This is a genomic window from Streptomyces sp. NPDC058001 (genome assembly GCF_042886315.1).
Taxonomy (GTDB): domain Bacteria; phylum Actinomycetota; class Actinomycetes; order Streptomycetales; family Streptomycetaceae; genus Streptomyces.
Genome location: NZ_JBHVQT010000017.1, coordinates 67578 through 88259 on the forward strand (window position 1 = coordinate 67578; position 20682 = coordinate 88259).

The window sequence follows — 20682 nt, forward strand, 5'->3', positions numbered from 1 at the left end:
ACCGTGACCGACACGACTCCCTACGACGACGAACGCGCCACATACTCCGAGGAGGCGCTCGTCCGACTGGTCGGCACCGACGAGGTGTCCGTCGTGGTGGACGGGGCGGGTTCGGCCTCGCTGCGTCTGAGGATCGACACTCTCTTCGCGGCCTTCTCCGCCACCGCCGCTGATCACTGAAGAAGCACTAAAGGGCCGTGCACTGGCCCGACTTGACGCTGCGTACCTGGTTCGGCCTGCCCGCGTCGACCGGCGCGGGCTGGTTACCGACGCACGCCAGCGGGCCGCCGATGGTGTTGCCGGAGAGCTGGACGCCTCCGCCGTTGCCGACCAGGGCGACCGGGGCGGCGAGGGTGTTCGCGGTGCAGCCGATGCCGCCGAGCCGGACGGGACCGGTGGAAGCGGTGACGGAGACGGGTCCGTTGACCCGCGTACCGCACAGCTGGAGCGTGCGCGCGCCGACCGCGCTCAACGGGCCCTTGAGAGTACTGCCGTTGCTCACCAGCGAGGCGCCGGCCCGTACGGTGACCGGGCCGTTGACGAGGGCGCGGTCGAGGCAGGTCACCCCCTTGTCGACGGTCAGCGGGCCGGAGCGGGTGCCGGTGACCGTGGTCGTGCAGGCGGGAGTCGATGGGACGTCGGCCTTGAAGTCGAGGGCATAGGCGAGCTTGCCCGGCTTCGGGTCCGTGATCGGCTTGCTCAGCTTGGCGAACTCGCCGGAGGTCTCCTTCTTCCCGGCGTTCCACTCGGCCAGCTTGCCGAGGTCGGCCGCGGTCTTGCCGCCGGCGACGGGGTCCTGGGCGTCGAGCGCGACCATGGCCCGGGAGGTCTTCTTGACCAGGTCGAGGTAGCCCGGGAACGCGGTGAGGTCGCTCGTACCGAGATCGACGCTGCCGCGCAGCCATTCGCCCCAGTAGTACTCCAGGAACTCGGAGGGGTCGTTCGGTGTCGCGTAACCGATGTCGCGGGTGAAGTAGACGAGGCTGCGGTACGGGTCGTCGTGGAAGTTGGCGAGCCCCAGCCGGTCCGGGAGTTGGCCCACCGTGATCGGCCGGTCCTTCTCGTCGCGCAGCCAGACCTTCTTCTGCGCCTCCATCGTCTTCCAGAACTCGGCGGTGGACAGGCGCGAGAAGTTGTCGGTGACGCGGAGGCGTACGTGCAGGGAGGCGCCGCCGTCCGGGCTCTCCAGGAAGGAGCTGAGGGTGTGGTGACCGTCCGTCAGATAGAGTGCGCCGCCGGGACCGATGACGGCGGTCTTCATAGGGGCGACGGTCTCAGGCGTCTCCTCACCAACGGGGGTTGTACAGGTGAAGCTTGACGGATCATCAAGTCGAGCCTGCGGTTGGGCTGTTGCGGTCTCTCCTTGACCGTTCGCCTCGCACCAGTCGTCGAACCGCTTGTTGAAGCCGCCGGCCGCCGCGTCCTTGTCGGAGCGGTAGCGGCCGAGCTTGTAGTACACCTCGTCGTAGCCCAGTACCGACTGGGTGGGGTGCAGTTCGCCCAGGGTGACGTCGATCAGGTCACCCGGCTCGGCGCAGCGGTACGCCGCCGATGTCCCCGCGGTGCCGCAGTCACGGGCCTGGGCCGGTCCCGTACCGACCGTCAGGGCCGTGGCGGCGACCCCGCCCGCGAGGATCCACGCCGCCGAACGTCTCATCATGATGTCCCTCCCGCTCACACCGATGGCGGCCCCGTGATCGGGCACCGCCGCTCCGGACGGTGCCACGCACGGGCGATCGGGGAGTGGCTCGGAGGTGAACGGGGAGGGTACGGGCGGCTTCTGCCGTCGGCAGAGGCGATGGACGGGCGGACGGGGGTCCGCTCAGGATGGTGGCATGGGCGAAAGAGCGGTACGGCGGCTGGACATGGGGTACTTCGTACGGCCGGCTTCGGAGACGGGAGGTCCCGAGCCGAGGGTCGAACCGGTCTTCGCGTACTTGGTACGACACGACCGGGGACTCCTCCTCTTCGATACGGGAATCGGAGCGGCGGACACGGAGACCGAGGCGCACTATCGCCCGAGGCGGCGGGAGTTGGAGGACGCCCTGTCGATGGCGGGGGTGAGGCTCACCGACATCTCCGTACTGGTGAATTGCCACCTGCACTTCGACCACTGCGGGGGCAACCCTCTGCTGGCCGGCAAGCCGATCCTGGTCCAGGAGACGGAACTCGCCACGGCACGGCGGGGCGGCTACACGGTCGACGGACTGGTCGACTTTCCCGGCGCGGTGTACGAGGAACTCGCCGGTGAGACGGAGATCTGGCCGGGCGTACGGATCATTCCGACCCCGGGACACACGGAAGGTCACCAGTCACTGTCACTGCGGCAAAGGGACGGCACGGTCATCGTCCTCGCCGGGCAAGCGCATGACTTCGCCTCGGAGTTCGGGTGGGATCACCTGGCCCACCGGGCCGCGCGCGAGGACGTCGAGCCACCGCTGCCGAGTTATCGCCCATGGATGGAACGGATCGCTGCGCTCGACCCACGCCGAGTGCTGTTCGCACACGACGGCGCGGTGTGGGAACCGGGGAACGAGGAGGACGTTCGACGGTGAGCGGAAGGCAGGGGCATCATGGGTTCCCCATGACCCGGGACCGCTTTCGCGGAGTGAGCAGCGGGGCAGGTCAAGGAGTCGCAAAGCTCCTACAGCAACGCAGGTCAGGAAGAGTGTTCCCCGCGCGAGCGGGGGTGGTCCGAACGCAACGATCCCGTTCGCGGCGCCGAGACCGTGTTCCCCGCGCGAGCAGGGATGGTTCGGATCCGGTCGACTGGCCGTCGCCGACTGCGGCGGGACTGGGCGTTTACCGGGCTCCGGTACGTGGTTGCTTCGTACGCGGATGTGAGTCGTCGAGACCCCGTCAGGGTACGAACTCGATGTCGGGGTAGCGCGGGGACGGTTTGGACAGCAGGCGGCAGTCGCGGTCGAGTAGGTGCAGGTCGAAGAAGGCGTTCAGGTAGGCGCGTTGGGCGGTGACGGCTTGGTCGGCGTTGATCGTTCCGATGTCGTGGGTCAGGGCGGCGACCACTTCGGGTGGCAACGGGAGCGCCCGTTCCAGCTGTTGCACCAGCGGGGACAGATCCGTGTAGGTCTGGTGTCCGGAGCGCCGTAGTCGCAGTTCAAGGCGCCAGCCGCGCAGCTGTGACCAGAACTCTGCCCAAGACGGGTCGTTGTGGCGTCCGTGGTCGGCGTTGCTCATCAGTAGGAAGGGTCGGTCAAGACCGGTGGCCGCTACGGTCCCGTCGATGCTGCCGTCCAGATCGACGCCGGCGAGGATGCGGCGATCCCGCGCCATCGTCTCCGCGGCCGTGGCACCGCCGAGCGAATGCCCGAACATGCCGATCCGGGACAGATCGAGGGAGCCTCGCAGACCGTGGGGCAACTGGCGTCGCTCGGCGTCGACGTTTCTTCCGGCGTTCAGCAGCGCCAGTTCGTCCAGTACGAATCCGGTGTCGTCCTGACGGACTCGCAGGGCCGTCGCGAAGTCTTCGTCGGTCGCCTTGGACGGTTGCCGAGTCAACTCCAGTCGGCCGCCCGGGAACTCCACGATCGAGGCTTCGTAGGTGTGGTCAAGGGTGACGACCACGAAACCCTGACTGGCGAGGTCCTGGACCAGTGCGGTGCACAGTTCGCGCATCGCGCCGTAGCCCGGCGAGAACAGCACCACGGGATGGCCGTGCCGGCGTTCCTTTACAGGCGCGCCTTCATAGGCGTGGGTCAGGGGGAAGTCGACGTTGTCCATGGGCGTCTGGAGTTCCTGGCCGACCTGTTGCCTGAACAGTTCCGTCGCCGCCGGCGGGAGCCAGGGAGCGCGTCGGCAGCCGTGGTGGCTTGAGGTCGGATACCAGATGCTGATCATCAGTTCGCGTGACGAAGAAGGTGAAGAGGGTGAAGACGGTGAAGTCCACGGGTCCCGACGTGAGTGGTCGATCAGATGCAGGGAGGTGGTTCCGATCCGCCAAGGGCCGGTTGGGCCCGGCAATGTGAGCCGTACCCGGTCATTCCGTAGCCTCACGGTCTTAGGCCCGGTCCCAGCCAGCGGAGCGGCACCGGAAAGGCGGCCGTCGTCCGCCTTCGCCGTCCCCGCTGTGGTGAGTAGAAGCCCCGCCGTCCCAGCCGCGGCGAGCATCGACCGGCGTGTCATTTCCCTCATGCGGATTCCTTGCCTGCACTCGATGGCTGAAAGAGATCGCCCACCGAGGCTGGCATCCCGACAGCGACGGAGACAGGCCGCGCGTGCGTTTTCAGGGTAGGCCCAGGGACTTCCCGGACATGCCCTCCGGGCTGACCCACCACACCGGATGAAGCGGACCGAAGAACCAGCGTGCCCACGGCAAGAGCCGAGGCACCAGGCGCGGCGGAGCCGTCGGCTTCGATCCTCGCCCCGGGAAAATGGTTCGATGGCCTCGCGGAGCCCTGGCACAGTGGCGCACCATGGACGACTCCGATGACTCCCAGCTTCTGACCGCCGCGGACGTGCAGCTCATGCAGGGTCTGGCACAGCGGGTGACCGCCGTCCGTCCCGACCTGGTGAACAGCGACGCGTCATTCGGAGAGCTGGCCTGGAACTGGGGCAAAGGGCACGCGGGCGAAGGCGAGAGCTGGCTGCGTCGCCTGTGGTTCTCCGGTGACGATCTGGTCGCGTGGGGCTGGGCCCAACTGCCACACCAGGTGAAGCGGAACGACGGGTCGGTGAGGGACGTGACCGGCGCCTATCTGGCCCATCAGGTCCATCCCGACCACAGCGAGCTACTGGACGAGGTGATCGACTGGTACGACGCTGTGGCGGTCGGTGCCGAGCGTACGGTGATACCGCAGGCCGCCCATGAGTTCACCCTGAAGCGATGGGCGGCGCACGGCTATGTGACCGATCCTGACTCGCTCGGCGACACCGGCTCCTGGACACAACTCAATGAGCGGGATCTCAGGGATGTGGAACAGCCGGTACTGCCGGCCGGGTTTCGATTCCGGACCGCCGACGAGGCCGGGCCGCGGGCCGTGGTCCAGGCCCATGTGGACGCCTGGGGTCCGTCAACGACCTATACGGCCGAAGGCTACGAGGGTGTCCGGCGGACACCGCCGTACCGCGGCGACCTGCACGTCCTGGTGGAGGCACCGGACGGCACGATGGCCGCATCGACGATCATGTGGCTCGATGAGGCGAACAGAACCGCCGAATTCGAGCCGGTCGGAACGCATCCGGACTACCGGCGACTCGGGCTGGGCAGGGCGATGCTGCTGCACGGGATGCGTCTGGCGCGGGCGGCCGGGGCTCAGCACATGACGGTCGCGTGTCTGGGCGCACCGGGACATCCCGGGGCACGCGGGCTGTACTACAGCGTCGGGTTCAGGGAGTTCACCCGGGACGCACCACTCATCAAGACCGGGGGCTAGGGAGGGCGGCGAGTGTGCTCCCCCGTGGAGACGGGGATGGTCCGGTTTCGCCGTGTTGGGCGGCGGTGAGCCAGGTGTGTTCCCCGCGCAAGCGGGGATGGTCCGTGGCAGCCCGGGAAGATGGACCCGCGCGGTCCTTGGTCCCCGCGTGAGCGGGGCGCGGCGGCCGTGTGGCCAGTAGGTTCTCTGTTGGCAGTGCGGCCGGCCCTGCGTGGTCGGGAGATTCCGGGTGTGAGGTGATCGTGTGGGTGTGCGTGAGGGCGATGTGGAATTGGGGGGCGGGCGGCGGGGGCGCTTCTATGACAGCGGTGGTGACGGGACCGTCGTGTTCTGGCATCACGGGACGCCCAACATCGGCGCACCCCCCGCACCGCTGTTCCCTGCCTCCTCCCGGCTCGGGATCCGCTGGGTCTCGTACGACAGGCCCGGTTACGGCGGTTCCAGCGCGCGGTCCGGACGGGATGTCGCGTCCGTGGCCGGTGATGTCGCCCTCGTAGCCGATGCGTTGGGGATCGAGCGGTTCGCCGTGATGGGGCACTCCGGTGGCGGGCCGCATGCCCTGGGCTGCGCCGCGCTGCTGCCCGAGCGGGTCACCGGCGTGGTCTCGGTGGCGGGGCTCGCGCCGTTCGACGCCGAAGGGCTCGACTGGTTCGCCGGTATGTCGGCGTCGGGTGTGGCGGGGCTGCGGGCCGCCGTGGCGGGTCGGGAGGCCAAGGAGGCATACGAGGCTTCCGCCGAGTTCGACCCCGAGATGTTCACGCCCGCCGATCACGCCGCCCTCGACGGTGTGTGGTCCTGGTTCGAGAAGGTCGTGGGTCCGGCGCTCGCATCCGGGCCCGGCGGGCTCATCGATGACGACCTCGCCTATGTCGCACCCTGGGGATTCGACCCCGGGCAGGTAACGGCTCCCGTGCTGTTGCTGCACGGCGCGCAGGACCGGATCGCGCCCGTCGCGCACGCGCGGTGGCTGGCCGACCGGTGTGCCTCGGCGGAACTGCGGGTGAGCGCGTCCGACGGGCACATCTCCGTCCTCGACCGCGCCGCGACCGCCCTCACCTGGCTCACCGAGCATGTGGAACCGTGACGCTCCTCAGCTCAGCGCCTGTACCTCGTCGTACGTCGGTGTGCCCGGTGTCAGGGGCGTGAGGGGCCGTCCCTCGCGGATCGCCACCGCCGACGCCACCGCCTCGCCCAGCGCCCTGCGGTAGAGCAGCGAGCCGAGGCTGACGCGACGTACGCCGAGGGCGGCCAGTTCGGCGAACGTGGGCCCCTGCGGCGAGTAGAGGATGTTCAACGGGACATCGACGGCCGCCACTTGGGCGGCGATCTCGGCGGCCCCTGAAAGTCCCGGGACGAACACGCCATCCGCGCCCGCCTCCTGATAGGACGTCAGGCGCGCGGTGGTCTCGGAGTGACGGAGGCCCAACCAATGCGTGTCCGTACGGGCGTTGACGAACAGGCCGGGCACCGCCGCCTTCACCGCCGCGATCTTCGCGGCGTGCGAATCGGGCGGTGCCAGGGTGCCGTCGCCGCGCCCGTCCTCCAGGTTGACGCCGACCGCCCCGGCGTCGGCCAACTTCCGTGCCAGATCGGCCACTTCGGCGGGATCGTCACTGAAGCCGCCCTCGGCGTCGACGGAGACGAGGAAACCTTCCCCACCCAGCCGGGCAGCCAGGGCGAGGGCCGCGTCACGGGTCACCGCGTGACCGTCGGGCAGCCCCGCCGCCGCGGCGACACCCAGGCTCGTGGTGCCGACCGCGGGGAAGCCGCGCGCGGCGAGGGCGGCGGCGGACGCGTGGTCCCAGGCGTTGGGGAGCAGCAGCGGGGTGCCGTGGCGATGCAGCGCCACGAAGTCGTCGTACGCGGTCATGGTTCCCGCCTCCTGTCGCACCGGTGCCGTCCTTGTGGAGCCGTCCCTCCGGAAACCCTAGGATCCGGACGTTTCGGGGGCGACCGAACGGTAGTCACAATGGACCCATGTCCCGACGCACCCCCCGCCCCCGCTCCCGTCCGCGCCCAGCGTCCTCCACCGCCCCCGTGCCCACCGGCGCCTGCCCCTGCGGACTGCCGCAGGAGTACGAGGCGTGCTGTGGGCGGTTCCATCGGGGGGAGGCGGCGGCGGGTACCGCCGAGGCGCTGATGCGGTCGCGGTACTGCGCGTTCGTCGTGCGGGACGAGCCGTATCTGCTGCGGACCTGGCACCCGGACACCCGCCCGGCGGGCGTGGCTTTCGACCTCGCGCTGCGGTGGTCAGGGCTTGAGATCCTCGACACGCGGGACGGATCGGCGTTCCACCGCACCGGCACGGTGACCTTCCGGGCCTCGTACACCGAGGGCGGACGGCCCGGGGCGCTGCACGAGCGGAGCCGGTTCGAGCGGGTGGACGGGGCGTGGGTGTACGTCGACGGGGAGTTCGCCGAGTAGGAAACCGGCCCGACTCGGGCCACCCGGCTCGCGTCAGGCCACTCGGCTCGCATCAGGCAGCCCAGCTCGCGTCAAGCCGCCCGGCTCGCGTCAGGGGGCCAAAATGTCCAGTTCCTGAAGGGCGCCCACCGCGATCTCCCGGGTCAGCTCCTCCGCTCGGGCCGCGTCCCCCTCGCGTACCGCCTCCGCGACCTGTACATGCAGGGTGACGGCGGCCGGGTCCGGGTCCTCGAACATCACCTGATGGTGGGTACGGCCCGCCAGGACCTCCGCGACGACATCGCCGAGGCGGGCGAACATCTCGTTGCCGGACGCGTTCAGGATCACGCGGTGGAAGGCGATGTCGTGGACGAGATACGCCTCCAACTGCTGCCCGCGTGAGGTGGCGACCAGACCGATCGCGCACTCGGTGAGTTCCGCGCACTGTTCGGCGGTGGCGTGCCGTGCGGCGAGGCCCGCGGCCACCGGTTCGACCGCGGACCGCAGCACCGTGAGGGAGCGCAGTTGCCGTGGCCGGTCGGCGCCGGCCAGCCGCCAGCGGATGACCTGCGGATCGTAGACGTTCCACTCTCGCGTGGGACGGACGGTGACGCCGACGCGGCGGCGGGACTCGACCAGGTGCATCGACTCCAGGACCCGCACGGCCTCCCGCATCACCGAGCGCGACACCTCGAACCGCTGGGCCAACTCGTCGGTGCGTAGGACGCTTCCCGGCGGGTACTCACCGGCGGCGATGGCGGGACCGAGGGTCTCCAGTACGTGCGCGTGCAGCCCCCGGGCCGATGTGGTCATGGCGCTCAGCGTACGAGGCGGACCGCCCAACAAAAAGTCAGACTTTTATGTCACACACTCTTGAATTAGTCAGACCTTATGGGTTTCATGCACGTGACACATCGATGTCGACGAAGACAGACGAAGACGGCGAGGACCTGGTGGAAGGCGTGAGGGACGACGTGATGGACGGCGTGCGGACGGAAGGGCAGGCAGGGCTTCCGTCCCATGTCGTCGTGGTCATGGGCGTGGCGGGCACCGGCAAGACGACGATCGGTCCCCTGCTCGCGACGGCGCTCGGCGTTCCGTACGCCGAGGGCGACGACTTCCACCCCCCGGCGAACATCGCCAAGATGACCGCCGGGACCCCGCTCACCGACGACGACCGGCTGCCGTGGCTCGACGCCATCGGCGCCTGGGCGCACGGCCGGGCCGGACTCGGCGGTGTGGTCAGCAGCTCCGCGCTCAAGCGGAGCTATCGGGACCGGCTGCGGGCCGCCGCACCCGGTCTTGTCTTCGTCCATCTCACGGGTGACCGGCAGCTCATCGAGGACCGGATGGCGCACCGCCAGGGCCACTTCATGCCAACGGCGCTCCTGGACTCCCAGTTCGCCGCGCTCCAGCCGCTGGCTCCGGACGAGACGGGGGTGGCCGTCGATGTGTCGGGCGCTCCCGAGGAGATCGCTGAACGGGCCGTCACCGCGCTACGCGGACTCACCGTCCGGTAACCCCGCCGCACGCCGACACCCGTCCCCGTACCACCGAAACCACCTGACCCACCGCACGACCTTTACGGCACCACCTCGCTCCACCGCACTCCCACCCCGCTCCACGGCACCACCCGCTCCACCGCCACCCCCCGCATATCCCTGTCCCTTTCCCCACCACCTCCCAAGGAAGAACCGTGACCAGTCTCAGCGTCGAGATGCTGGCAGCGGACCCCGTCGCGCCGATCACCTCCGCGGGCCACGCCCAGCTCGGGATCGCCGTCCTCGCGGGCATCGCCGTCATCGTCCTGCTCATCACCAAGTTCAAGGTCCACGCGTTTTTGGCGCTGACCATCGGCTCGCTCGCGCTCGGCGCTTTCGCCGGGGCGCCGCTCGACAAGGTGATCGCCAGCTTCAGCGCCGGCCTCGGCAGCACGGTCGCGGGCGTGGGCGTGCTGATCGCCCTCGGCGCGATCCTCGGCAAGCTGCTCGCCGACTCCGGTGGCGCCGACCAGATAGTCGACACGATCCTCGCCCGTGCGAGCGGGCGCGGTATGCCGTGGGCGATGGTCCTGATCGCCTCCGTGATCGGTCTGCCGCTGTTCTTCGAGGTCGGCATCGTGCTGCTGATCCCGGTCGTGCTGATGGTCGCCAAGCGCGGCAACTACTCACTGATGCGCATCGGTATCCCGGCGCTCGCCGGTCTGTCCGTGATGCACGGTCTGATTCCGCCGCACCCCGGCCCGCTCGTCGCGATCGACGCGGTCCAGGCGAACCTCGGTCTGACGCTGGCGCTCGGTGTGCTGGTCGCGATCCCGACCGTGATCATCGCGGGCCCGCTGTTCTCGAAGTTCGCGGCCCGCTGGGTCGACGTACCGGCGCCCGAGAAGATGATTCCGCAGCGGCCGTCCGAGGACCTGGAGAAGCGTCCCGGCTTCGGCGCGACCGTGTTCACGGTGCTGCTGCCCGTCGTCCTGATGCTCGCCAAGGCGCTCGTGGACATCATCGTGGACGACCCCACGAACATGGTGCAGCGGGTGTTCGACGTGATCGGCTCGCCGCTGATCGCGCTGCTCGCCGCGGTCATCGTGGGCATGTTCACGCTGGGCCGGGCGGCCGGGTTCACCAAGGGGCGGCTGTCCACGACGGTCGAGAAGTCACTCGCGCCGATCGCCGGTGTGCTGCTGATCGTCGGTGCCGGTGGCGGTTTCAAGGGCACGCTGATCGACTCGGGTGTGGGCCAGATGGTCCTGGAGATATCCAAGGACTGGTCGATTCCGGCGCTGTTGCTCGCGTGGCTGATCGCCGTGGTGATCCGGCTCGCGACCGGTTCCGCGACGGTCGCGACGGTGTCCGCCGCCGGTCTGGTGGCACCGCTGGCCGCCGACATGTCGAGCACGCACCTCGCGCTCCTGGTGCTGGCGATCGGCGCGGGCTCGCTGTTCTTCAGCCATGTCAACGACGCCGGTTTCTGGCTGGTCAAGGAGTACTTCGGGATGAGCGTCGGCCAGACGATCAAGACCTGGTCGGTCATGGAGACGCTGATCTCGGTGGTCGCGGGGGGCATCGTCCTGTTGCTCTCGTTGGTGATCTAGACACCCCACATCTCCCGCATGCTCCGTATGTCCCGCGCAGAATGTGAGAAGTGAACGAGTCATGACGGCACATCCGCTCTTCGACATCTCCGGGCGTACGGCGCTGGTGACCGGGTCGAGCCGGGGCATCGGGTTCGCGTTGGCGCGCGGACTCGCCGAGGCCGGCTGCACGGTCGTCCTCAACGGACGCGACCGGGACACGCTCACGGCCGCCGCCTCCGAACTGAAGGGGACGGCCCCCGGCGCGATCCACACGGCGGCGTTCGACGTCACCGACGGCCCTGCGGTCGCCGCCGGGATCGCCGACGTCGAGGAGCGGGTGGGCCCGCTCGACATCCTCGTCAACAACGCGGGTATGCAACTGCGCGCCCCGCTCCTGGAGTTCGGGGACGCCGACTGGCACCGGATCCTGGACACGAACCTCACCAGTGCGTTCCTGGTGGGCCGTGAGGCGGCGCGGTTCATGACCGAGCGGGGCCACGGGAAGATCGTCAACATCTGCTCGCTCCAGAGCGAGGTGGCACGGCCGGGCATCGCGCCGTACGCCGCCACCAAGGGCGCCCTGAAGATGCTCACCAAGGGTATGTGCGCCGACTGGGGTCCGCGAGGTGTACAGGTCAACGGGCTCGGTCCCGGCTATATCGAGACCGAGCTGACCCGGCCGCTCGTCGAGGACGCGGAGTTCAGCGACTGGGTGCGCCGCCGCACCCCCGCCGGGCGCTGGGGCCGTACCGAGGACCTGGTCGGCGGGGTGCTGTTCCTCGCGTCGCCGGCCGCGGACTTCGTGAGCGGTCAGGTGTTGTACGTCGACGGCGGCATGACGAGCGTGCTGTGAGTACCGGAGGTGCTGTGAGCACGGGAGACGAGGCTATGGTGCGTGCTTGTGTGATCCATGGCGCGGGCGATCTGCGTGTGGAGGAACGCGCCCGGCCCGAGCCGGGCCCCGGACAGGCGCTGGTCGCCGTCCGCTACGGCGGGGTGTGCGGTTCCGATCTGCATTACTGGCGGCACGGCGGCGTCGGCGACTTCCGGCTGCGGGAGCCGATGGTGCTCGGGCACGAGGTCGTCGGAACGGTCGTGGCGTACGGGGACGGGGCGTACGGCGACGGGGCGAGCGGTCCCGTGCCGGGTACCGAGGTGGCCGTGCATCCGGCGACGCCCTGCGGGGTGTGCCCCGAGTGCCTGGACGGGCGGCGGCAGGTCTGCCGGGACACCCGTTATCTGGGCAGCGCGGCCCGTATGCCGCACGTCCAGGGCGGGTTCGCGGCCGAGATCGTCGTCCCGGCCGGTCAGCTACGGGCGTTGCCCGCCGGACTGCCGCTGCGGCGGGCCGCGTTGGCGGAGCCGCTGTCGGTGGCGCTGCACGCGGTGCGCAGGGCAGGTGAGGTGACGGGCCGTCATGTCCTGGTGACGGGTGCGGGGCCGATCGGCTGCCTCGTCGTCGCGGCGGCGAAGGCGGCGGGCGCGGCGCGGGTCACCGCGACGGACCTCCTGCCGGAAGCCCTCCGGTACGCGGGCCTCGCGGGCGCCGACACCCTCGTACGGGCGGACGATCCGGACGATGCCGGGTGGCCGGACGAGGTGGACGCGGCGATCGAGGCGTCGGGCGTGGCCGCCGGGCTCGACACCTGTCTGCGCCGGGTGCGGCGGGGCGGCGTCGTGGTCCAGCTCGGCATGCTGCCCCCGGGCGGGAGCCCCTTCGCGGGCAACCTGGTGGTGAGCCGCGAGATCGAACTCCGCGGTGCCTTCCGTTTCGACACCGAATTCGACGAGGCCCTGACCCTCCTGGCGACGGCCCCTCACTTCGACGCCCTGATCAGCGAGGTGACCCCCCTGGCGGATGCCCCCCACGCCTTCACCTCGGCAGCGGACCGCTCCAGGTCCTGCAAGGTCCTCCTGGACTTCGCGGACTGAGAAAGGACCGAGGAAGGACTGACCCAAGGCCGCCGCAGGCGAAAGAGGCACCCTGGCCGCGACGCCGGTCATCACCCCGGTGAAGCCCCGCTCCCGCCGCAGACGCGATGAACGCGCGGCACGGCGCCCCCGCCGACAACCCGGTCACACCCCGCACCAGCGCACGTCCAGGCCCGCCGCAGGCGAAGACGACCGACCCGGCACGCCCCCTCAAGCCCCGCGCAGCGGTACGCCCGCCGCAGCCGAAGACGACCGGCCCGGCACCCCCGCCTCAAGCCCCGCGCAGCGGCAAGCCCGCCGCAGGCGAAGACAACTGACCCGGCACGCCCCCTCAAGCCCCGCGCAGCGACAAGCCCGCCGCAGGCGAAGACGACCGACCCGGCACCCCCGCCCAAGCCCCGCGCAGCGGTACGCGAAGGATGGGTGGTACGGCGGACCCCCGCCGTGGATCCGGTCTATTGCCACGAGTGCGCTCGAAGACGTTGGCTGGGGTGTCATGAAGTTCACGCAACTCGGGCGTACCGGGGTCAAGGTCAGTCGGCTGGTGCTCGGCACCATGAATTTCGGGGGCGAGACCGGTGAGGCGGACAGTCACCGGATCATGGATGCCGCACTGGACGCGGGTATCAACTTCTTCGACACCGCCAACATTTACGGCATCGAAGGGGACAAGGGACTGACGGAGAAGGTCATCGGGTCCTGGCTCGCCCAGGGCGGGGGCCGTCGTGACAAGGTCGTACTGGCCACCAAGGTCTACGGGAACATGACCAATGACGGCAAGCCGTGGAACGAGCAGTCGTGGCCCAACCACGACCGGCTCAGCGCGCTCAACATCCGCCGCGCGGTGGACGCCAGCCTGAAACGGCTCGGTACGGACCACATCGACCTCTATCAGTTCCACCACGTCGACCGGGCCACCCCCTTCGAGGAGATCTGGCAGGCGATCGACGTCCTGATCCGGCAGGGGAAGATCCTCTACGCCGGTTCGAGCAACTTCGCCGGGTACCAGATCGCGCGCGCCAACGAGATCGCCGCCCGGACCGGCCGCGTCGGACTGGTCTCGGAACAGTGCCTGTACAACCTGGCCGAGCGGCGCGCCGAGATGGACGTGATTCCGGCAGCCGAGGAGTACGGCCTCGGCGTCGTCCCCTGGTCACCGCTCCATCAGGGTCTGCTGGGCGGCGCGTTGCGCAAGGAGCGTGAGAACAGCGGCTCGCGGACGAAGGGGGGCCGCTCGGCCGCCGGGCTCGCCGACCCGGCGGTCCGGGCCCGCGTACAGGCGTACGAGGATCTGCTGGAGAAGCACGGTCTGGAGCCCGGCGAGGTGGCGCTGGCGTGGCTGCTGACCCGGCCGGGGATCACCGGTCCCATCGTCGGGCCGCGTACCGAGGAGCACTTGGCGTCGGCGCTGCGCGCGGTGGACCTGGAGCTGTCCGAGGAACTGCTCGCCTCCCTGGACGAGATCTTCCCGGGACCGGGCCCGGCGCCCGAGGCGTTCGCCTGGTAGTAGAGGCGGGAGACGTGACAAGGCCGGTGGTCACCTCATGACGCGAGCACCCGCGGCGCGCCCGTACGAGGGGGACCGCGGGTGCTCGTCGGCCGATGTCAGGCGTTCTCCTCGGCGGCCTTCTCCAGTTGGAACGCCTCGTTGCCGAGGCCGATCCGGGCGTGTGCCTCGGGCTTTCTGGACTTCAGTACCGCGCCCAGGAACAGACCGGCGACGGCGGCGAGCACGATGATGCCGGGCAGCAGCCAGTTGAGGGCGGAGTCGGGGCCCGAGCCGACGAGGACGTCGAAGTCCTTGACGGTGTAGCCGGCGATGACCAGGAGCGCGATCCCGGCGACGGCCGACGCGGTGAGGCGCCATGCCTGCGCGCGGGCGGCGCCGCGCCGGACGAAGAAGACGATCACCGCGAGTGAGGCGGCGGCCATCAGCAGGATCACGCCGAACGCGCCGACGTTGCCCATCCAGGTGAACAGGTGCAGCACCGGCGCCGTCGGGTCCCCGACCGGCTTGTCGTCGGTCACCGCGAAGGCGATGATCACCACGGCCGAGATCACGGTCTGGAGCAGCGAACCGGTGCCGGGGGCGCCGCTGGCGCTGTTGGTACGGCCGAAGGTGGCCGGCAGCAGCCCTTCGCGGCCCATCGCGAAGGTGTAGCGGGCGACGACGTTGTGGAAGCTGAGCACCGCGGCGAACATGCCGGTGACGAAGAGGACGTGCAGGACGTCCGTGAAGGTGGCGCCGAGACGACTCTCGGTCAGACCGAACAGCAGCCCGGCGCTCTGCTCCTGCGCGGCGGGCACGATCCCGTTCGGTCCGGCGGCCACCGTCAGGGCCCAGCTGCTCACCGCGAAGAAGACGGCGACGAAGCCGACGGCGAGGAACATCACACGGGCCACGACGACCTGCGGACGGCTCGTCTCCTCCGCGTAGACGGGGGCCTGTTCAAAGCCGAGGAAGGCCGCGACGCAGAAGCACAGGGCGGTGCCGACGCCCGCGCCGGTCAGGGTCTCCGGGTTGAACGCGTGCAGCGACAGGCCCTCCTTCGCCGGGTCGGCGACGGCCACGACATCGAAGATGACGACGAGCGCCACCTCGATCAGCAGCAGCACACCGAGCACGCGCGCGTTGACGTCGATCTTCAGCCAGGCCAGCACTCCGACGGCGGCGAGGGCGACCAGGGCCGGTATCCACCAGGCGAGGTCGATCTCCAGATAGGTGGCGAAGAGGCCGGAGACCTCGAAGCCGAGGATGCCGTAGATACCGATGTGCAGGGCGCTGTACGCGACGAGGGCGACCAGTGCGGCACCCGCGCCCGCCGTGCCGCCCAGACCCCGGGAGATGTACGCGTAGAAGGCGCCGGCGTTGTGGACGTGCCGGCTCATCTCCGCGTAGCCGAAGCTGAAGAGGGCCAGGACGACACCGAGGATCACGAAGATCAGCGGCTGGCCGACGATGCCCATCACCCCGAATGTGGTGGGCATGACACCGGCGACGACCATGAGCGGTCCGGTCGCGGCGAGCACCGACAGGAGGAGGCCCGCCGTGCCGAGCCGGTCGGCGCGCAGCGCGCGGTCCTGGCCCTTGAAGGTACTGATCCCGCCGGCTTCCGGGCCGGTCGCGGGTCTTGCGTCACTGGTGCTCGAACTGCCCGTCGTCATGGCGGGGTTGTCCTTTCACGTACGGGGTCGGGTGGTCCGTGCTGGGTCCGTGCCGTGCGGTGTTGCTTGGTGCGTCCGTGGGTGCCCGGTGGGCGGTCAGGCGGTGCCGAGCGCGGCGCTGCGCGCGGCGCGGAACGCCTCGGCCGGGTCCCGGTCCGGATAGGACCAGGGCGCCGTGGTCGCATGCGGTCCGATGCGATGGAACAGCGCCGCGGCCTCGGCGGGTCTGCCTCCGCAGAACTTCGCGTGGGCAAGGAAGTTGAGGTCGACGCGGTTGCGCGGGTGGTCGTCGCGCTCCCACTCCAGCCACCAGTCGAAGGCGGCCTTCATGACCTGCCGGGCGCGCCGGCCGACCCAGTGCTCGGAGGCGACGGGGTCGGCGGACTCGGCACCGGCGGCGGCGAGCACGCGGTAGCGCTCGGCGTGTGCGACGACCGGCAGTATCGCCAACGGCGAGTCGGCGGGCGCCTGTTCGGCGGCCCAGGCCGCGAAGTCGTAGACCTCGTGCATCGGGTCCTGGCCGGCGTCGGCCCGGCGCTCGGCGAGCCGGGCGACCATCAGATGGTGGGCGTGGTGGTGGTCGGGGTGCCGGTGGCGGACCTCGTCGAAGAGCTGGACGACGTCCTCCTCGGTGCCGAGGCGACGTTCCAGCATCAGCAGGCCGAGCCAGGGCGTCGGGTCGGCGGGGACGAGCGCGGCGGCGGAGCGGCAGGCCGAACGGGCCGCGTCGGGGCGGTCCTTGCCGTTCAGCGCGCGGTGGACCGTGGCGCAGGCAAGCAGGACGGCGGCGTCCGCGGACTCGGGTTCGGCGAGCCGCCAGTCGCCGGCCCACGCGGCGGTCGTGGCCTCCTGGGCGAGTCCGGTGACCCGGTGGCCCCGGCGGTCCCAGTCGTCGCCGGTGTCGACGAGGAGGGAGCGCACGACGTTCCACCGGCCCTGGGCGAGCGCGGTGCGTGCGGTGGCCAGTGCGGCGTCGTCGAGTGCGGCGTCGAAGACCGGCGCTCCGCGCTTGCGCGAACGGCCAAGGCGAGGTGGCGGCGGAGGTGGAGGGGGCGGAGGTGGGGTCACCGCGGGACTTCCTCCCCGACGCGGCTCATGCGCGAAAATGATCGCCCACATCACATCGGTCGGGCACACCACACGTCAAGGGCCGCCGGATGACGGACTCGTGTCAACCGGTGGGGCGCGTGGGCGAGTTGTCCGATCGGTGCGCTCTTGTTCCCACGCTTGGGGAAATTTATGGGAACGCGCGTGAGATTTCCGTGAACGACCTCCGCGCGCCGCTTGGACTTCCGGGGATTCCGCCTGCTCAGCCGACGGCCTTCGCCGCCGCTCGGCCCGCCGTACGTCCGGAGAACAGACAGCCGCCGAGGAAGGTCCCCTCCAGGGAGCGGTAGCCGTGGACGCCGCCACCACCGAAGCCCGCCGCCTCCCCGGCCGCGTAGACACCGCCCAGCGGTTCACCGCTCTCGGTGAGTACGCGCGACGACAGGTCGGTCTCCAGGCCGCCGAGTGACTTGCGGGTGAGGATGTTGAGGCGCACGGCGACCAGGGGTCCCGCCTTCGGGTCGAGGACGCGGTGCGGGGCCGCGGTGCGGATGAGCCGGTCGCCGAGGAATTTACGGGTGGAGCGGACCGCCATGACCTGGAGGTCCTTGGTGAACGGGTTCGTCACCTCGCGGTCGCGCGCGGTCAGGGTGCGGCGCAGCGCGGCCTCGTCGATGAGGGCGTCCTTGGTGAGCGCGTTCATCCCGCGGACCAGGGCGCCGAGGTCCCGTTCGACGACGAAGTCGACACCGTGTTCCATGAACGCCTTGACCGGCGCCGGCACGTCGGCGCGGGCCCGGTCGATGACCCCGCGCACGGACTTGCCGGTCAGGTCGGGGTTCTGCTCGGAGCCGCTGAGCGTGAACTCCTTGCCGATGATCCGCTGGTTGAGCACGAACCAGGTGTAGTCGTACCCGGTCTTCATGATGTGGTCGAGGGTGCCGAGGGTGTCGAAGCCGGGGAACAGCGGTACGGGCAGCCGGTCGCCCCGGGCGTCGAGCCAGATCGAGGACGGTCCGGGCAGGATGCGGATGCCGTGGTTGTCCCAGATCGGGTTCCAGTTGTGCAGGCCCTCGGTGTAGTGCCACATGCGGTCGCCGTTGATGAGGTGGGCGCCGGCCGCCTCGGTGATGCCGAGCATCAGCCCGTCGACATGCGCGGGGACGCCCGCGACCATCCGTTCCGGCGGGCTGCCGAGGCGTTCGGGCCAGCGCGCGCGGACCAGGTCGTGGTTGCCGCCGATACCGCCGGACGTGACGATCACGGCCTGAGCGCTCAGTTCGAAGGAGCCGGTGACGGCGCGGCTGCTGGGCTTGCCGCGCTCCACACCCGACGGCTGGAGGATCTCGCCGGTCACCGTGTCGACGGTGCCGCCGGTGCGGCTGAGGCCGGTGACGCGGTGGCGGAACCTGAGCTGGACCAGGCCCCGGGCGACGCCGTCCCTGACCCGGCGCTCGAAGGGGGCGACCAGGCCGGGTCCGGTGCCCCACGTGATGTGGAAGCGGGGGACGGAGTTGCCGTGCCCTGTGGCGTCGTAGCCGCCCCGTTCGGCCCAGCCGACGACGGGGAAGAAGCGCACGCCCTGCCCGTGCAGCCAGGCCCGCTTCTCGCCCGCGGCGAAGTCGACGTACGCCTCGGCCCACTTACGGGGCCAGTGGTCCTCGTCACGGTCGAAGGCGGCCGTGCCCATCCAGTCCTGGAGGGCCAGCTCATGGCTGTCCTTGATCCGCATACGGCGCTGTTCGGGCGAGTCGACGAAGAAGAGGCCCCCGAACGACCAGTGCGCCTGTCCGCCGATGGACTGTTCGGGCTCCTGGTCGAGAAGGATGACCTTGCGGCCCGCGTCGACGAGTTCGGCGGTCGCCGCGAGCCCCGCGAGCCCCGCACCGATCACGATCACATCAGCGTCGAACGCCATGTGCCGTCCCTCTTCTCGCGTAAGTCCACCGGCGGAGACCCGTCCTCCGGTGGGATACTGGGGTTACTGGTGAGTCAGATCCTTCGGGAGACGGTGACCGGCGTCAACCTCGCGGTGACGGGGACTCATCGTGTCGTTGTGTGTCCGGGGCTGTCGTCGTCATACCGAGTACCTGTCCCCCGGCCCGTCGTGAGTCCTGGTGTCATGAGGTGCCCAGCGTGTCGGTTCTCGTTCTCACCCTCGCCGTCTGTGCGGCCTGCTGTCTCGGCTTCGGTTTCGTGCTCCAGCAGAACGTCGCGCAGCAGGCGCCGCTGAGTGACTTCCTCTCGCCGAGACTGCTCCTCGACCTGGTGAAGGTGCCGCGGTGGCTGGGCGGGATCGGGCTCATGGTGTGCGGGATGGTCCTGGGCGCGCTGGCGCTCGGGCACGGTCAGGTGTCGCTGGTCGAACCGCTGCTCGCCACGAATCTGCTGTTCGCGCTCGCCCTGTCGCGGCACCAGACGAAGCAGCCGCTCGGCCGGCAGGGGTGGGCCGGGCTCGTGCTGCTCGCCGGGGGTGTCACGGCGTTCATCGTGGCGGGTCAGCCGCATGGCGGGGCCGCGGTGTCGGATCCGCTGCGGCACTGGCTGATCATCGGGATCATGCTTGGGCTCGCGCTGCTGCTCACCACCTTCGCGAAACGGTCACGCCTGAGCGCGGGTCCGGTCCTCCTCGCCCTGGCGGCGGGCCTGCTCTACGGGGTGCAGGACGCCCTGACCCGGGTGAGCGGGCAGCGCTTCTCGGAGGGCGGCCTGGCCTCGCTGATCGTCTCCTGGCAGCCGTACGGGGTGCTGGTGCTCGGTGTGACCGGCCTGGTCCTGGTGCAGAGCGCGTTCGAGACGGCGCCGCTGCGGATGTCGCTGCCCGCCCTTACCGCCGCGCAGCCGCTCGCCGGAATCGTGTGCGGGGTCGGATTCCTCGGGGACCAGCTCCGCATGGACGCCGGCGCCCTCGCCTGGCAGGCCACGGGCCTCGCGGCGATCGTCGCGGGCATCGTCCTGCTGGGCATGCACCCGGCCATGCCCCGGGGCCCCGCACCGCCCGAGCCGATCGAGGAGGACGCGGGACTGAGCCGCGAGAGATTGTCCTGACGGCGGGCTGACCGGCCAACAGGCCCGACTGCGGTGCCCCTGCCAGGGGAACCGGTTGCTTCGGGAAACTTGGGCCGGGCTGGTTGTATGAGGCCATGGGTGCTCAGGATGAAGTGCTTGATGTTGTTGACGGGGAAGATCGGGTGGTGGGGCGGGCGGCGCGTGGGGAGGTGTATGCGCGGGGGTTGCGGCATCGGTGTGTGTTCGTTCGGGTGCGGGACGCCCAGGGGCGGGTGTTCGTGCATCGGCGGACCGGGACCAAGCTGGTGTTTCCCTCGATGTACGACATGTTCGTCGGAGGGGTCGTCGGTGCCGGGGAGGCGTACGACGACGCGGCGCTGCGTGAGGCGGAGGAGGAGCTGGGCGTCACGGGGCTGCCCCGGCCCACGTATCTGTTCAAGTTCCTGTACGAGGGCGACGGCGGGCAGAGCTGGTGGTCGTCCGTGTACGAGGTCCGGTGCGAGGGGCCCGTCAGCCCGCAGGTCGAGGAGGTCGCCTGGCACGCCTTCCTCACCGACGACGAGGTGGAGCACCGGCTCACCGAGTGGCCATGGGTGCCGGACGGCCTCGCCGCGTACCAGCGGTGGAAGGCGATCCGCCCGGAAGGCCGCGGGTAGG

General features: G+C 70.2%; 19 protein-coding genes. 12 read left to right on the top strand and 7 right to left on the bottom strand.

Translation table 11 applies throughout. The features are described from left to right. Positions 1–3: 3 nt before the first annotated feature. Positions 4–180, top strand: coding sequence for a hypothetical protein (locus tag ACFVT5_RS36330; RefSeq protein WP_389897155.1), 177 nt, complete (start codon positions 4–6; stop codon positions 178–180). A gap of 7 nt (positions 181–187) precedes the next feature. Here ACFVT5_RS36330 and ACFVT5_RS36335 read toward each other — a convergent pair whose 3' ends face one another. Then, positions 188–1657 (bottom strand): ParB/Srx family N-terminal domain-containing protein, encoded by a 1470-nt coding sequence (locus ACFVT5_RS36335; RefSeq protein ID WP_389897440.1) that lies wholly within the window; start codon positions 1655–1657, stop codon positions 188–190. Positions 1658–1835: 178 nt separating this feature from the next. Here ACFVT5_RS36335 and ACFVT5_RS36340 point away from each other — a divergent pair, with 178 nt between their 5' ends. Further along, positions 1836–2555 (top strand): N-acyl homoserine lactonase family protein, encoded by a 720-nt coding sequence (locus ACFVT5_RS36340; RefSeq protein ID WP_389897157.1) that lies wholly within the window; start codon positions 1836–1838, stop codon positions 2553–2555. Positions 2556–2859: 304 nt separating this feature from the next. On the opposite strand, the gene ACFVT5_RS36345 is transcribed toward ACFVT5_RS36340, so the two are convergent. Continuing rightward, positions 2860–3858, bottom strand: a complete 999-nt coding sequence (locus ACFVT5_RS36345) for an alpha/beta hydrolase family protein (RefSeq protein WP_389897159.1) — start codon at positions 3856–3858, stop codon at positions 2860–2862. 575 nt (positions 3859–4433) lie between these two features. Between ACFVT5_RS36345 and ACFVT5_RS36350 the strand changes: the two genes are divergently transcribed. Further along, the gene (locus tag ACFVT5_RS36350; RefSeq protein WP_389897160.1) at positions 4434–5393 is read left to right on the top strand and encodes a GNAT family N-acetyltransferase; all 960 of its coding nucleotides are present in this window, start codon (positions 4434–4436) and stop codon (positions 5391–5393) included. Between the two features lie 244 nt (positions 5394–5637). After that, positions 5638–6477 (top strand): alpha/beta fold hydrolase, encoded by an 840-nt coding sequence (locus ACFVT5_RS36355; protein ID WP_389897162.1) that lies wholly within the window; start codon positions 5638–5640, stop codon positions 6475–6477. 6 nt (positions 6478–6483) lie between these two features. Here ACFVT5_RS36355 and ACFVT5_RS36360 read toward each other — a convergent pair whose 3' ends face one another. Next, positions 6484–7263 (bottom strand): isocitrate lyase/phosphoenolpyruvate mutase family protein, encoded by a 780-nt coding sequence (locus ACFVT5_RS36360; RefSeq protein ID WP_389897164.1) that lies wholly within the window; start codon positions 7261–7263, stop codon positions 6484–6486. A 107-nt stretch (positions 7264–7370) separates the two neighbouring features. Between ACFVT5_RS36360 and ACFVT5_RS36365 the strand changes: the two genes are divergently transcribed. Continuing rightward, a complete protein-coding gene (locus ACFVT5_RS36365; protein WP_389897166.1) occupies positions 7371–7817 on the top strand; it encodes a YchJ family protein in 447 nt (148 codons plus the stop codon). Positions 7818–7907: 90 nt separating this feature from the next. Here the strand turns inward: ACFVT5_RS36365 and ACFVT5_RS36370 are convergent, their stop codons facing one another. Further along, complete coding sequence (locus ACFVT5_RS36370) at positions 7908–8609, bottom strand: FadR/GntR family transcriptional regulator (RefSeq protein ID WP_389897168.1); 702 nt, start codon at positions 8607–8609, stop codon at positions 7908–7910. Between the two features lie 164 nt (positions 8610–8773). Between ACFVT5_RS36370 and ACFVT5_RS36375 the strand changes: the two genes are divergently transcribed. The 5 genes from ACFVT5_RS36375 (at position 8774) to ACFVT5_RS36395 (ending at position 14311) form a co-directional block, all read left to right on the top strand. Beyond that, positions 8774–9316, top strand: coding sequence for a gluconokinase (locus ACFVT5_RS36375; protein ID WP_389897443.1), 543 nt, complete (start codon positions 8774–8776; stop codon positions 9314–9316). 176 nt (positions 9317–9492) lie between these two features. After that, entirely contained in the window at positions 9493–10890 is a 1398-nt protein-coding gene (locus ACFVT5_RS36380; protein WP_389897170.1) for a gluconate:H+ symporter, read from the top strand. Positions 10891–10951: 61 nt separating this feature from the next. After that, a complete protein-coding gene (locus tag ACFVT5_RS36385; protein ID WP_389897173.1) occupies positions 10952–11725 on the top strand; it encodes an SDR family oxidoreductase in 774 nt (257 codons plus the stop codon). 35 nt (positions 11726–11760) lie between these two features. Then, entirely contained in the window at positions 11761–12804 is a 1044-nt protein-coding gene (locus ACFVT5_RS36390; RefSeq protein WP_389897175.1) for an L-idonate 5-dehydrogenase, read from the top strand. A gap of 496 nt (positions 12805–13300) precedes the next feature. Further along, positions 13301–14311, top strand: a complete 1011-nt coding sequence (locus tag ACFVT5_RS36395; protein ID WP_389897177.1) for an aldo/keto reductase — start codon at positions 13301–13303, stop codon at positions 14309–14311. Between the two features lie 98 nt (positions 14312–14409). Here ACFVT5_RS36395 and ACFVT5_RS36400 read toward each other — a convergent pair whose 3' ends face one another. The 3 genes from ACFVT5_RS36400 to ACFVT5_RS36410 form a co-directional block, all read right to left on the bottom strand. Beyond that, positions 14410–15969: an APC family permease gene (locus tag ACFVT5_RS36400; protein ID WP_389897180.1), complete on the bottom strand. Its 1560-nt coding sequence runs from the start codon at positions 15967–15969 to the stop codon at positions 14410–14412. A gap of 96 nt (positions 15970–16065) precedes the next feature. Continuing rightward, positions 16066–17037: a hypothetical protein gene (locus ACFVT5_RS36405; RefSeq protein ID WP_389897182.1), complete on the bottom strand. Its 972-nt coding sequence runs from the start codon at positions 17035–17037 to the stop codon at positions 16066–16068. Between the two features lie 241 nt (positions 17038–17278). Then, positions 17279–18934: an FAD-binding dehydrogenase gene (locus tag ACFVT5_RS36410; RefSeq protein WP_389897185.1), complete on the bottom strand. Its 1656-nt coding sequence runs from the start codon at positions 18932–18934 to the stop codon at positions 17279–17281. A 218-nt stretch (positions 18935–19152) separates the two neighbouring features. Between ACFVT5_RS36410 and ACFVT5_RS36415 the strand changes: the two genes are divergently transcribed. Both ACFVT5_RS36415 and ACFVT5_RS36420 read left to right on the top strand, forming a co-directional pair. Then, positions 19153–20064, top strand: coding sequence for a DMT family transporter (locus tag ACFVT5_RS36415; protein WP_389897187.1), 912 nt, complete (start codon positions 19153–19155; stop codon positions 20062–20064). A 95-nt stretch (positions 20065–20159) separates the two neighbouring features. After that, positions 20160–20681, top strand: a complete 522-nt coding sequence (locus ACFVT5_RS36420) for an NUDIX hydrolase (RefSeq protein ID WP_389897189.1) — start codon at positions 20160–20162, stop codon at positions 20679–20681. Position 20682: the final 1 nt, after the last annotated feature.

Coding starts and splice junctions, on each gene's coding strand:
- ACFVT5_RS36335 (WP_389897440.1), bottom strand. CDS start 1,657: ATGAGACGTTCGGCGGCGTGGATCCTCGCGGGCGGGGTCGCCGCCACG.
- ACFVT5_RS36340 (WP_389897157.1), top strand. CDS start 1,836: ATGGGCGAAAGAGCGGTACGGCGGCTGGACATGGGGTACTTCGTACGG.
- ACFVT5_RS36345 (WP_389897159.1), bottom strand. CDS start 3,858: ATGATCAGCATCTGGTATCCGACCTCAAGCCACCACGGCTGCCGACGC.
- ACFVT5_RS36350 (WP_389897160.1), top strand. CDS start 4,434: ATGGACGACTCCGATGACTCCCAGCTTCTGACCGCCGCGGACGTGCAG.
- ACFVT5_RS36360 (WP_389897164.1), bottom strand. CDS start 7,263: ATGACCGCGTACGACGACTTCGTGGCGCTGCATCGCCACGGCACCCCG.
- ACFVT5_RS36365 (WP_389897166.1), top strand. CDS start 7,371: ATGTCCCGACGCACCCCCCGCCCCCGCTCCCGTCCGCGCCCAGCGTCC.
- ACFVT5_RS36370 (WP_389897168.1), bottom strand. CDS start 8,609: ATGACCACATCGGCCCGGGGGCTGCACGCGCACGTACTGGAGACCCTC.
- ACFVT5_RS36375 (WP_389897443.1), top strand. CDS start 8,774: ATGGACGGCGTGCGGACGGAAGGGCAGGCAGGGCTTCCGTCCCATGTC.
- ACFVT5_RS36385 (WP_389897173.1), top strand. CDS start 10,952: ATGACGGCACATCCGCTCTTCGACATCTCCGGGCGTACGGCGCTGGTG.
- ACFVT5_RS36390 (WP_389897175.1), top strand. CDS start 11,761: ATGGTGCGTGCTTGTGTGATCCATGGCGCGGGCGATCTGCGTGTGGAG.
- ACFVT5_RS36395 (WP_389897177.1), top strand. CDS start 13,301: ATGAAGTTCACGCAACTCGGGCGTACCGGGGTCAAGGTCAGTCGGCTG.
- ACFVT5_RS36400 (WP_389897180.1), bottom strand. CDS start 15,969: ATGACGACGGGCAGTTCGAGCACCAGTGACGCAAGACCCGCGACCGGC.
- ACFVT5_RS36410 (WP_389897185.1), bottom strand. CDS start 18,934: ATGGCGTTCGACGCTGATGTGATCGTGATCGGTGCGGGGCTCGCGGGG.
- ACFVT5_RS36420 (WP_389897189.1), top strand. CDS start 20,160: ATGGGTGCTCAGGATGAAGTGCTTGATGTTGTTGACGGGGAAGATCGG.